The organism is Rhodococcus sp. WB1 (assembly GCF_001700945.1).
Taxonomy (GTDB): domain Bacteria; phylum Actinomycetota; class Actinomycetes; order Mycobacteriales; family Mycobacteriaceae; genus Rhodococcus; species Rhodococcus aetherivorans.
On sequence record NZ_CP015529.1, the window covers coordinates 3898171 to 3910074 of the forward strand.

Here is an 11904-nt window from a genome sequence, read left to right on the forward strand (position 1 = left end):
GAACGCAATCGCCCGGCTACACCCGCAGCCGGCGCGAGACGAACTGCCGGAAGTACTCGACCTTGTCGGCGGGCACGAGGGCGGGCACCAGCAGGCGCCACATGTTCTCGAGGTGCTCGACGAGCTCGTCCCGACGATTCAGTGCCGCCGCGACCGCGCGAGCCCCGGTCAGGGCCTGCAGCACGAGCAGGCCCACCGCGTCCGGTTCGAGCTCCTCGCTCAGGTCGCCCTCCGCGAGGGCCCGCTTGGCGAGATCCTGCACCGTCGAGAGCCAGATCGCGAAGACCCCTTCCCCGGACCCGCGGTAGTCGCCGATCTCGATCACCAGCCGGAACATGGCGCGCACGATCGGGTCGGCGCGGGACACGTCGACCGTGAGGACCGACAGTTCGATCATGGTTTCGAGGGCGGGGGTCCGGTCGCTGATCGCGCTCAGCCCGGCCGAACCCAGCCGGGCGAAGCCCTCGTCGATGACCGCGCGGGCCAGCTCCTCCTTGGAGGCGAAGTGGAAGTACAGCGCGCCCTTGGTGACACCGGACTGCTGGATGATCTCGTTGAGGCTGGCGTTGGCGTAGCCGAGATTCATGAACACTTCCGCGGCGCCGCGCAACACGGAGTCGCGCGTCACCTCGGCGCGAACCTGCCGGGCCATTCATCCCCCTCGATGCGGGCTCGGCGCCACCCGGCGACCCGGACGATCGGCGCCGATCGCCGCTCCGCTGGGTACCACGATCACCTCGCAATTGCTCGTCGAGTCGGCTGGGCAACGATACCACCTGGTAGGGGCGCGATCGGGAGTTCGCATCGCCCGGTCAGTCGGTCCCGAGCTGCGGATTCGCCTCCAGATGGGTGAGGCCGTTCCAGCACAGGTTCACCAGGTGGGCGGCCACGACCTCCTTCGACGGGCTGCGCTCGTCCAGCCACCACGTGGCGGCCGTCGCGACCATGCCCACCAGCGCCTGCGCATACAGCGGGGCCAGGTCCGGGTCGAAGCCCCGGCGGGAGAAGTCGCCGGCGAGGATGTGCGCCACCTGCCGCACCGCCTCGTTCAGCAGGGACGAGTACGTGCCCTCCTCCGCGGCGACCGGGGAGTCCCGCACGAGGATGCGGAAGCCGTCGGTGCGTTCCTCGACGTAGGTGAGCAGGGCGAGCGCCACCCGCTCGACCCGGATGCGCGAGCGGTTCTGCGTCAGGCTCGCGCTGATCATCGACATCAGGGTCGACATCTCCCGGTCCACGACCACGGCGTACAGGCCTTCCTTGCCGCCGAAGTGCTCGTAGACCACGGGCTTGGAGACCTGGGCCCGCTGGGCGATCTCCTCGATCGACGCCGCCTCGTAGCCGCGCTCGGCGAAGATCGCCCGCCCGATCTCGATGAGCTGTTCCCGGCGCTGGGTCCCGGTCATCCGGACCCGGGGGCTGCGGTCGGCGTGGTTCTGCGACGGTTTCGACACGTGTACATCCTTTCCGGCACCCGGCCGGACCCTGTGCCACCGGAAAACACCGAGGACGACGCGCGGCGGGTTGCGATCAGCCTATCCGTGGCGGCGACGCGCCCGGCCCCGCGTTCGACTCCGGGTGTGGCGGCATGCGAGGATCACAGACGCATGACCGGGGCGTCGGCGCCGGGAATGCGGCAGTCCGCCGTGGTGTAATCGGCAGCACCTCTGATTTTGGTTCAGATAGTTCAGGTTCGAGTCCTGGCGGCGGAGCGGGGCAGTCGGGGCCGGCGAGCTCCCCTGCCGGTGCCGAACCTGCGCATGTCGAACGTCGAGGGAGCTTCATGCAAGTGCAGACCGCAGTTGTCGTTCTGGCGGCCGGAGCGGGTACGCGAATGCGATCCAAGACCCCGAAGGTGCTGCACACACTCGGGGGTCGCACGATGCTCGCCCATTCGCTGCACGCGGCCGCAGAGCTGGACCCGAGCCACCTGGTGGTGGTCGTCGGGCACGAGCGCGAGCGGGTTTCCGCCGCGACCGCCGAGATCGCCGAGACGCTCGACCGCAAGGTGTCGATCGCGGTCCAGGACCGGCAGCTCGGTACCGGGCACGCGGTGCAGTGCGGGCTCGACGCGCTGCCCGGCGACTTCTCCGGCGTGGTCGTCGTCACCAACGCCGATGTCCCGCTGCTCGACGGCCACACCCTCGAGGCTCTCGAAGCCGAGCACCTCGCCGAACCGGCGCAGTCGGCGGTGACCGTCCTGACGTTCCTCGCCGACGATCCCACCGGGTACGGCCGCATCGTCCGGAACGGCCACGGCGAGATCCGCGAGATCGTCGAGGAGACCGACACCGACGCCGAGCAGGCTGCCATCAACGAGGTCAACGCCGGCATCTACGCCTTCGACGCGAAGTTCCTCCGCAGCGCGCTGACCCGGCTGCGGGCCCACAATGCGCAGGGCGAGCTGTACCTGACGGACGTCGTCACGATCGCCCGGGAGGACGGCCTGCCGGTGTTCGCCGCCCAGCTCGCCGACCCGATGAAGGTCGCGGGCGCGAACGACCGGGTGCAGCTCGCGGCGCTCGCCGCGCAGTTGAACCGGCGCACCCTCGAGCACTGGATGCGGGCGGGTGTGACCGTGATCGACCCGTCCAGCACGTGGGTGGACGTCGACGTCGTCCTCGCCCGGGACGTGACCCTGCACCCCGGGGTGCAGCTGCACGGCCGGACTGTGATCGACGAGGACGCGGTGATCGGCCCGGACACCACGCTGACGAACGTGCGGATCGGCGCCGGGGCGTCGGTCGTGCGCACCCACGGGTCGGACTCCGTGATCCGCGAGGGCGCGACCGTCGGGCCGTTCGCCTACCTGCGGCCGGGCACCGACCTCGGCGAGTCCGGCAAGATCGGCACGTTCGTGGAGACCAAGAACGCCGAGATCGGCGCGCACTCGAAGGTGCCGCACCTGACCTACGTCGGCGACGCCACCATCGGCGAGTACTCGAACATCGGGGCCTCGAGCGTGTTCGTCAACTACGACGGCGTGCACAAGTCGCGCACGGTCGTCGGATCCCACGTCCGGACCGGGTCGGACACCATGTTCGTGGCCCCCGTGACGGTCGGCGACGGAGCTTACACCGGCGCCGGCACGGTCCTGCGCCGCAACGTTCCGCCGGGGGCGCTTGCGGTGTCGGGTGCGCCACAGCGCAATATTGAAGGCTGGGTCCAGCGAAACCGACCCGGGACCCCCGCGGCCGAGGCAGCGTCTGCAGCACGGCAGCAGCAAGAGATCGAACGGCATAAGGACGGCCAGGACCAGTGACCTCCAATTGGATCGACAACCAGAAGAACTTGATGCTCTTCTCCGGCCGGGCCCACCCCGAGCTGGCCGAGCAGGTGGCGAAGGAGCTCGACGTCCAGGTCACCCCGCAGACCGCGCGTGACTTCGCCAACGGCGAGATCTTCGTGCGGTTCGAGGAGTCCGTGCGCGGCTCCGACGCGTTCGTGCTGCAGAGCCACCCGTTCCCGCTCAACCAGTGGGTGATGGAACAGCTCATCATGATCGATGCGCTCAAGCGAGGCTCGGCCAAGCGCATCACCGCCGTCCTGCCGTTCTACCCGTACGCCCGCCAGGACAAGAAGCACCGCGGCCGTGAGCCCATCTCCGCCCGCCTGATCGCCGATCTGCTCAAGACCGCCGGCGCGGACCGCATCATCACCGTCGATCTGCACACCGACCAGATCCAGGGCTTCTTCGACGGACCGGTCGACCACATGCACGCCCAGGGCCAGCTCGCCGAGTACATCCGCGACAGGTACGGCGTCGAGAACATCGCCGTGGTCTCCCCCGACTCCGGCCGCGTCCGCGTCGCCGAGAAGTGGGCCGACACCCTCGGGGGCGCCCCGCTGGCGTTCATCCACAAGACCCGCGACCCGCTGGTCCCGAACCAGGTCAAGTCCAACCGCGTGGTCGGTGAGGTCGAGGGCCGCACCTGCATCCTCATCGACGACATGATCGACACCGGCGGCACCATCGCCGGGGCCGTGAAGATCCTGAAGGAGGCCGGCGCGGGCGACGTCGTCATCGCCGCCACCCACGGCGTGCTCTCGCACCCCGCCTCCGAGCGCCTCGCCGCGTGCGGTGCCGAGGAGGTCATCGTCACCAACACGCTGCCGATCGACGACGAGAAGCGGTTCCCGACGCTCACCGTCCTGTCGATCGCGCCGCTGCTCGCGCGCACCATCCAGGAGGTGTTCGAGAACGGCTCGGTGACGTCGCTGTTCAACGGTTCCGCGTAGTCGCGGAAGGCGGTGTACCTTCGGACCGTCACCGGACCGAAAGGACACCCGGCATGTTCACCGGCTTCCCCGTTGCCGCCCTCGACTTCTACGAAGACCTCGAGGCGGACAACAGCAAGCCGTTCTGGGCCGCGCACAAGGCCGTCTACGACGACTGCGTGCGCGGCCCGATGCTTGCCCTGCTCGCGGAACTCGAACCGGAGTTCGGCCCGGGCAAGGCGTTTCGTCCGCATCGCGACGTCCGCTTCAGCGCGGACAAGTCGCCGTACAAGACTCATCAGGGCGGATTCGTGCAAACCGGGCCCGGCGTCGGGTTCTACGTGCAGATCGACGCCGCCGGGCTGCGGATCGCCGGCGGCTTCTACGCGGGCTCGTCCGCACAGGTCTCCGCATACCGTGCCACCGTGGACGATTCGCGCCACGGCCCCCGGCTCGAGACGCTCGTGCGGCGGCTGCGCCGGGCCGGGTACGAGATCGGTGGCGAACGGCTGAAGACCCGTCCGCGCGGCGTCGCGGAGGACCACCCCCGTCTCGACCTGCTGCGGCACAAGTCCCTCACCGCCGCGCGGGAGCACCCGTCGCCCGAGTGGCTCGACACGCCGCGCACCCTCGACGAGGTGCGCACCACCTGGCGCGACGTCCGGCCGCTCGTGGAGTGGCTGACCGCCGCCACCGCCGCCTGAAAAGCGTTCGCATCGCGGTCGATTCCGAGCCCCCTCGGCAAACCGATCGGTATGGAAAGTCGTGTGGCACAAGGCTTTGCCGCCCGGACGCCGACGGTTAACATGATCTTCATCACTCCGACATCCCTCAGCCGCAGGTCGTGCAGGACCCCCCCGACCGACCGGGCCGGCTTTGACTTAAGGTGGCTCCTCGTGATCGACGCTCAAACCCTCGAGGCCCCCACCGAAAACGCGAAACTCGAGACCGTCCGCCGGTGGAGGCCGGGAGCCTGCGTCTGGTGCGGCGACACCGATTCCGTCGAGGAGTTCCGCAACGAACCCCGTTGCGCCACTTGCCGCACGCACGAGTCGATCATCGACGAGGCGCGCAAGTTCGTCGGCATGTACGGCCTGCGTCCCATCGGCGGCACCCTGCAGTCGGACGACGAGGAGGAGTACGAGCACCGCAAGGCCGCCCGCGACTCACGCCGCGTCCTCAACGACATCCGGCTCGCCGAACAGCCCGACCCCGCCCTCGTCCGCAAGGCCCTGCGCCCCCGCGCCGCCGCCGTCGTCGCCGAGACCGCCCCGGCGCGCCGGACCGCCACGCCGCGCACGTCCTCGTCGCGCCCGTCGCAGCGCGCCGCCTCCGAGCCGGCCCCCGCGCCGGTGCGCACCGGCGCCGTCGACGTCGACGAGATCCAGAACCGCGCCCTCGCGCTGCTCGACCAGCTCTCCGCGATCGACGCGCAGCTCGCCCTCGTCGCCGAGCAGTCCGGCCTCGCCGCCCGTGCCCGCCGCGGTGACCTCGAGAAGCAGAAGGCCACCGTCCTGCGCACCCTGGCTGCCCTGGAGAAGGCCCGGCTCAGCGCCACCCGATAGGGAACTTCTCGCCCCGAGGGGGAGGTTGTCGCGGCATCGTTCGAGTGCCGCAGTCGACAACCTCCCCCTCGTCGCATATATCACCTGGTGGGACTACGCATACCGGACATCCCTCCCCTCGATCCGTAAGAGACCAGGTAGTCTGCCCGTGCCGAAGGGTCTGTCGGGGACACCGGGGTATCGGTGGAGACCGCACATGCAGGCTTGCGTGGACCGACCGATCGAGAGGAGTTGCCGTGAGTGTCCCCGGCGCCGGCCGTACGGGGGTACCGACGTGGCGGGCGCTGGCCACCGCGCTGCCCCGTCCTCGCCTGTTCGAGATGCTCGACCGCGGGTCTGCGCTGACGGTGGTCCACGCACCGGACGGGTTCGGCAAGAGCACGCTGCTCGCCACGTGGCTGCACGGCGGCGGCGTACCCGGGCGCGACGTCGCGTGGGTGCCGGCGGCGACGGACGACGGGACACCGGACCGCATCTGGTCCGACGCGTGCGCGGTGCTGGGCGACCATGTCGTGGCCGGCGACCCGGTCGACCGGCTCGCCTCGACCCTCGGCGGAACGCCGTCCCTGCTCGTCCTCGACGGGCTCCCCGGCACCGCCCTCGACGACCTGCTGCCGGCGATCCGGCAGCTGCTGGATCGCTGCCCGTCCGTGGACGTCGCCGTCTGTCTTCGCGGCAGCACCACGTCCGCCACCGTGGCCGCGGCGGGCCTCGACTGCACGTTCGTCTCCGCCCACGACCTCCGGTTCACGCCCCGGGAGACGGCGGAACTCTTCCGCGCCGCCGGGGTGGAACTCGGGATCGACGAGTACGGCGACCTGTGCCGCGCCCTGGGCGGGCTGCCCCAGCTGATCTCGGGCGCCCTGAACGTCGCCCGGCTGCACCGGGGCGCACCGGTCGACGAGGAGGGCCGGCCCTCCCCCGACCTGGCCGTCGCCATCGCCGGGTTCGCGTCCGGTCTGCTCGACACGCTCACCGCCGAGGAACGGGCGTTCGCGATGTGCGTCGTCGCCGCCCGCGATCTCGACGCGGAACTCGCCGCCGAGCTCACCGGCCGGCCCGAGCCGGCCGCGCTGCTCGACCGTCTCGAGGCGCGAGGCCTGCTCGTCGTCGACGAGGCGGACGAGACACGGACGTGGTCGTGGCCGTCGGCCCTGCGGTCGGCGGTACTGGAACAGGCCCGGCAGGAGGAGCCCGCACGGGTCGACGAGCTGATGACCTTTCTCGCGCGCCTGCACCGGGATGCGGGCCGGCCGGCGCAGGCCGCGGTGTACGCGGCCGAGGCTCGCAACTGGACGATGGCCGCGGGCATCGTGGAGCGCAGCTGGGGCGAGATGGTCTCCGAGCACCTGGAGGTGCTCATCCTCGTGTTGCGGACGATCCCGGAGGACTTCCTGGAGGACTACCCGGCGGTGCTCGCCGGACGGGCGCTGTTCGTGCAGATGCTCGCCGATCACCCCATCCTGCGGGCGTCGCTTCCGAGCGAACCCGACGAGCTGCACACGCTCGGCGCCGGGCCGGACGCCGCGAACGTCCTGCACCTGGCGACGGTGCAGTCGCTCGCGCTGCGTGTCGCCGGGGACTTCGTCCAGGGCGCCGACTGCACGCGACGGCTCGAGCCGCTGGTACAGAGCATGCTCCTGCACCAGCCGGACAACATCACCCCGCAGCTGCCGCTGCTGCGGGTCCAGTGGGCGATCACCTTCCAGCTCGTCGCGGAGCTGGCCGAATCCAACCGGCAGTTCGAACTGGCCTACCGCGGCGGTGTCGCCGCGGACACCCCCTACATCGTCCAGAACGCCGCGGGCAGCTCGGCGCTCAACTGGGCTCTGGTCGGCGACGTCCCGCGCGCCCGCCGGTGGCTCGACCGGGAGGCGACGACGGAACCGTCCGACGGGCTCTTCGGCGAACTCGTCAAGGTCGGCGGCCGGGTCGCCGCGGCCCTGACCCATCTCGACGCGCTCGACGTGGGCGCGGCCGAGTCGATGATCGAGCTGCTCGGCGCGCCCAGCGATCGGGAGGAGCTGTGGGGGTTCGTCGCCTACGCCCACGCCCAGCACGCCCTGCTCACCCTCGAGGCGTACGCGGGTCTGACGTGGTTGCACCACACCGTCGCCGGCCACGCCCACCGGCACGGCGACGGCGCATTCTCCCGGACGCTGCTCACCGCGACGGAGATCGACCTGCACCTGGCTCTCGGCAACGGCAACCTGGCCCGCGCCGTGGCGGACCAGGAGCCCCGGCACCATCCGATACTCGTCGTCTCCGACGCGCGGGTGGACCTGCTCGGTGGGAGTCCCGACCGGGCCGCCAAGAAGCTCGCGCGGGTGTCGTGGCCGGACTGCGGATTCCCGCGGGCCCATCTCGAGGCGTTGCTGCTGGACGCCGCCGCGCAGCTCGATCTCGGCAATCCCCGGTCCGCGATCGTGTGCTGGGAGCGCGCCTGCACGCTCGCCCGGACGCTCGGCAATCGGCGCGCCTTCACGACCGTGCCGGACCGGCATCGGCGAGAGCTCGTCGAGCGCAGCGGTATTGCGGTGCCGGGCGGTTCCGTCGAGGCGGTGTTCCCGGACGAGGTCGTGCGGGTCGAGCTGTCCCCGCGGGAGAGGCGGGTGCTCGCGTTGCTGGCCGACGGATCACCGCAGAGCGAGATCGCCCGGCTCCTGTTCGTCTCCCCGAACACGGTCAAGACGCAGCTGCGCAGCATCTACCGCAAGCTCGAGGTCCACACCCGGGTCGAGGCCATCACCCGGGCGCGGGAGCTGCGGCTGCTGCCGGTGACCGGTGAGCTCTAGGCGCGCTTCCGCGGCCCTTTCCGGCGCCGACGTCCCCTCCCGAACCGAGCGAATGTATCGCTCATCTCCGCAGATCGACGCGATGGCACGTTCGCTCGGCTCGGGAGGAGGTCACGCCGGTTTGTGGGCGAGCACCCGGAACACGATGCCCATCCGCCCGGTGCGGTGCACGTCGTCGACCACGAGGCCGGCCTCGGTGAGATAGGGGACGGGGTCGCGGAGCAGGTGGTCGGCGCCGAAGCGGATGCTGAGCGGCTCGATGCCCCGTTGCAGGGCGCGCAGCGCCCGGTTCGTCGACGGCCCGTGCTCGGCGAGGACGACGCGGCCGCCGGGGACGAGCACGCGGTGCGCCTCGGCGGCGGCGCGGGCCGGGTCGGGCACGGTGCAGAACGTGAAGGTCGAGAGCACGGTGTCGGCGCTCGCGTCGGGCAGATCGAGGGCCTGGACGTCGCCCTCCCGCAGTTCGACGCGCGGATCGGCGGCGGCCTTCGCCCGGGCGAGTTCGAGCATCCTCGGTGAGATGTCGATGCCGACGACGTGCTCGACCTCCGGCCCGTAGAGGGGAAGGTTGAGCCCGGTGCCGACGGCGAGTTCGACGACGCGGCCGCGGGCCTGCGCGGCCGCCCAGTGCCGGGCCGGCCCGAGGATCAGCCGCTCGACCAGGCCCATGCCGCGGTCGTAGTTCTTCGACATCTCGTCGAAGATCCGCGATACGCGGGCGTTCTCGTTCTCGACCTTCTCCGAATCGGTCACCGTGTCTCCTTACCGCCGGGTCACCGCCGACGTTACCGGCGTACCCTCCCGGCTGTGACCGAACCGATCCCGGAACAGCGCCGCGTCCTGACCGTGCTGGTGGCCGCGCAGATCCTCAGCGGTGCGGGCCTGGCCGCCGGCGTGACCGTCGGCGCGCTCCTCGCGCAGGACATGCTGGGCAGCACGAGTCTCGCCGGGGTGCCGAGCGCCCTGTTCACGATCGGGTCGGCGGCCGCGGCCGTCGCCGTGGGGCGGATCTCGCAGCGCGCCGGGCGCCGTGGGGGCCTGACGTTCGGCTACACCACGGGCGCGATCGGCAGCGCGGGGGTGGTGGCCGCGGCGGCGCTCGACACCGCGGTGCTGCTGTTCGCGGCCCTGTTCGTCTACGGCGCGGGCACGGCGACGAGCCTGCAGGCGCGCTACGCGGGCGCCGACCTGGCCGCCCCGGCGCGGCGCGGCCGCGCCGTGAGCACGGTGCTGGTGGCGACGACCCTCGGGGCGGTGGTGGGCCCGAACCTGACCACCGTGATGGGCGACGCCGCCGAATCGTGGGGCATTCCCCGGCTGTCCGGGCCGTTCGTGCTCTCCGGCGTCGCCTACGGTCTCGCCGCCGTCGTCCTGTGGGTGCTGCTGCGCCCGGACCCGCTCCTGCTCGCCCGCAGCCGCGCCGCCGCGGAAACCCTGAGCGGCACCGTCGGCGAGGATCCGGCGCCGGCCGGCGACCCGCCGGCGCCGGGCCGGCCGTGGACGCCCGCGGTGACCGCCGGGGTCGTGGTCATGATCGTGACGCAGCTCGTGATGGTTGCGGTGATGACGATGACGCCGATCCACATGCGCGACCACGGGCACGACGTCGGCGCGACGGGCGTGGTCATCGCGATCCACGTTGCGGCGATGTTCCTGCCCTCACCGATCGCGGGGATGCTCGTGGACCGGGTCGGGCCCTACCGGGTCGCGGCCGCCGCGGGACTCGTCCTGCTGGCCTCCGGGGTGTCCGCGGCGCTGGCCCCGCCGCACTCGGTGGCGGCGCTCGCGTTCGCGCTGGGCCTGCTCGGCTTCGGGTGGAGCCTGGGCCTGGTGAGCGGCACCGCGCTCGTCACCGATGCGGTGCCGCTCGAGTCCCGCGCGGCCACGCAGGGCACCGCGGACCTGTTCGTCGCACTCGCCGGGGCGGGCGGCGGCCTGGGTTCCGGGCTCGTCGTCGCGGCGGCCGGGTTCCCCGCCCTGGCGCTGACCGGTGCGGCGGTGTCGCTGGTGATCCTTCCGGTCCTGGCGCGACGGTCCGCACACGTCGCGCAGTCCGCCGTCCACTAGCATCTCAGGCCGGCACGGCGACGGCTCGTCGCGCCACCCGCAGGTCCGCGACCCACACCAGGGCGGTCACGACGGCCGCCGCCACCCCGAACACGCACACCCCGGTCCAGCCGGCGCTCGTCCACGCGACCGCGCCGAGCGCCGAACCGGCAGCGGCGCCGATGAAGTACGTCGTCATGTACACCGCGTTGATGCGGGAACGCGCCGCGGGCGCCAGCGCGTAGACGATGTTCTGGTTGCTGATGTGGATGGCCTGCAGCGCCAGGTCGATCGCGACCATCCCGATCAGGAACCACGCCAGCGAGTACGCGCCGGCGCCCAGCGCGGCCCAGGACGCGACGAGCACCGCCGCGCCGGCGCCCGAGGTGAGCTGCGCGAGCCCGCGATCGGCGAGGCGGCCGGTGAGGTTGGCCATCACCGCGCCGGCGACCCCGGCCAGGCCCACCAGTCCGATCTGCACCTCGTCGAAACCGTAGGGTTCGCCGGCCAGCAGGAACGCCATCGTCGAGAACAGGGCGCTCACGGACGCGAACGACAGGGCGCCGAGCAGCGACCGGGTGCGCAGCCTCGGCTGGGTGCGCACGAGGGTCCCGAGCGAACGCAGCGTGGTCCCGTAACCGATGCGCTCGGCGGGTCGCGACGTCGGCAGCACCCGCCACAGGGCCAGCGCGACCACGACCATCACGGCGGCGCTCACCCGGTAGACGGTGGCCCACCCGCCGACGCCGGCGAGGAGCCCGGCGACGCTTCGGGCGAGCAGGATGCCGAGCACCAACCCGCTCATCACCGTCCCGACGGCCTGGCCGCTGCGCTCCGGTGTGGCCAGGGTCGCGGCGAACGGCACCAGCACCTGCGCGGCCACCGAGAACAGCCCTGCGATCGCCGTGCCGACGGCCAGCACCGCGATGTCCGGGGCGAAGCCGCTGATTGCCTGGCCGGCCGCGGCGGCGAGCATGAGCCCCACCGTGAGGCGGCGCTTGTCGAACATGTCACCGAGCGGCACCAGGAACAGCAGGCCGAGGCCGTAGGAGACCTGGGCGATGGTGACGGTGGCTGCGGCGGCGGAGTGGGAGGTGCCCAGGGCGGCGGCGATCGAGTCGAGCAGGGGCTGGTTGAAGTAGTTGCCGCCCACGCACAAACCGGTGGCCGCCGCCATCAGCAGCAGCACGGGGGTGGTCAGCACGGGCCGGGTCGACGTCACGTCTGCCAGCCTCGCGCGGCCGGGCCGGTGCTGTCCAACCGGCTTCCTGCCGTCGGCG

The 11904-nt window shown here is 71.7% G+C and carries 10 protein-coding genes and 1 tRNA gene; 7 read left to right on the forward strand and 4 right to left on the reverse strand.

Features of this window, described 5'->3' with window-relative positions:
* Positions 1-16 precede the first annotated feature (16 nt).
* Both A4U64_RS17210 and A4U64_RS17215 read right to left on the reverse strand, forming a co-directional pair.
* Entirely contained in the window at positions 17-652 is a 636-nt protein-coding gene (locus A4U64_RS17210; protein WP_029542131.1) for a ScbR family autoregulator-binding transcription factor, read from the reverse strand.
* 160 nt (positions 653-812) lie between these two features.
* Positions 813-1406 carry a TetR/AcrR family transcriptional regulator gene (locus tag A4U64_RS17215; RefSeq protein ID WP_037201479.1) on the reverse strand — a complete coding sequence of 198 codons (594 nt, stop codon included), beginning with the start codon at positions 1404-1406 and terminating at the stop codon, positions 813-815.
* A gap of 234 nt (positions 1407-1640) precedes the next feature.
* Here A4U64_RS17215 and A4U64_RS17220 point away from each other — a divergent pair.
* From A4U64_RS17220 to A4U64_RS17245, 6 genes are all read left to right on the forward strand, one after another.
* Positions 1641-1712 (forward strand) — tRNA-Gln (locus A4U64_RS17220).
* A gap of 71 nt (positions 1713-1783) precedes the next feature.
* Positions 1784-3262: a bifunctional UDP-N-acetylglucosamine diphosphorylase/glucosamine-1-phosphate N-acetyltransferase GlmU gene (gene glmU / locus A4U64_RS17225; RefSeq protein ID WP_065922874.1), complete on the forward strand. Its 1479-nt coding sequence runs from the start codon at positions 1784-1786 to the stop codon at positions 3260-3262.
* Positions 3263-3294: 32 nt separating this feature from the next.
* Positions 3295-4239, forward strand: coding sequence for a ribose-phosphate diphosphokinase (locus A4U64_RS17230; RefSeq protein ID WP_202916535.1), 945 nt, complete (start codon positions 3295-3297; stop codon positions 4237-4239).
* Positions 4240-4292: 53 nt separating this feature from the next.
* Complete coding sequence (locus A4U64_RS17235) at positions 4293-4922, forward strand: DUF2461 domain-containing protein (protein ID WP_006938897.1); 630 nt, start codon at positions 4293-4295, stop codon at positions 4920-4922.
* A gap of 192 nt (positions 4923-5114) precedes the next feature.
* The gene (locus A4U64_RS17240; RefSeq protein WP_006938898.1) at positions 5115-5783 is read left to right on the forward strand and encodes a hypothetical protein; all 669 of its coding nucleotides are present in this window, start codon (positions 5115-5117) and stop codon (positions 5781-5783) included.
* A 236-nt stretch (positions 5784-6019) separates the two neighbouring features.
* On the forward strand, positions 6020-8578 hold the full coding sequence (locus A4U64_RS17245; RefSeq protein WP_065922875.1) for a helix-turn-helix transcriptional regulator: 2559 nt from the start codon (positions 6020-6022) through the stop codon (positions 8576-8578).
* A gap of 111 nt (positions 8579-8689) precedes the next feature.
* Here A4U64_RS17245 and A4U64_RS17250 read toward each other — a convergent pair whose 3' ends face one another.
* Entirely contained in the window at positions 8690-9331 is a 642-nt protein-coding gene (locus A4U64_RS17250) for a class I SAM-dependent methyltransferase (protein ID WP_029542122.1), read from the reverse strand.
* A gap of 54 nt (positions 9332-9385) precedes the next feature.
* On the opposite strand from A4U64_RS17250, the gene A4U64_RS17255 reads away from it, so the two are divergent.
* Positions 9386-10645, forward strand: coding sequence for an MFS transporter (locus tag A4U64_RS17255; protein WP_006938907.1), 1260 nt, complete (start codon positions 9386-9388; stop codon positions 10643-10645).
* A 4-nt stretch (positions 10646-10649) separates the two neighbouring features.
* Here the strand turns inward: A4U64_RS17255 and A4U64_RS17260 are convergent, their stop codons facing one another.
* Positions 10650-11846 (reverse strand): MFS transporter, encoded by a 1197-nt coding sequence (locus A4U64_RS17260; protein ID WP_029542117.1) that lies wholly within the window; start codon positions 11844-11846, stop codon positions 10650-10652.
* Positions 11847-11904 lie beyond the last annotated feature (58 nt).